The 285-nt window shown below is 73.7% G+C and carries 1 protein-coding gene; it reads right to left on the bottom strand.

Annotated features, from left to right (window positions below):
* Nucleotides 1–285: acyl carrier protein (locus tag DEH69_RS22760; RefSeq protein WP_147255767.1), on the bottom strand; the 285-nt coding region annotated here is incomplete at both ends.

The following is a 285-nucleotide window of genomic DNA, read 5'->3' as shown; positions in this document are numbered from 1 at the left end:
CCGTCTCCTCGGCGAGCCGGTTCCGCAGCTCGACGGCCGTGAGGGAGTCGAAGCCCATGTCGCGGAACGCCTTGTCGGGCCGCACGGCGGAGGGTCCGTCGAAGCCGAGCACGGCCGCGGCCTCGGTGCGGATGGTGGCGATCAGGACGCGGGGCAGATCGGCGGGGGCGATACCGGCAAGCCGCCCGGGCTCGTTGGTCCCGGTGTCCAAGGCCGCCTGAACGTCGGGGAGTTCGCTGATCAGGGGGCGTGGCCTGGCGGCGGTGAAGGCCGGGGCGAAGACGG

It is taken from the genome of Streptomyces sp. PT12 (assembly GCF_003311645.1).
Classification (GTDB): Bacteria; Actinomycetota; Actinomycetes; order Streptomycetales; family Streptomycetaceae; genus Streptomyces.
This window is presented reverse-complemented; position numbering and strand designations above follow the sequence as displayed.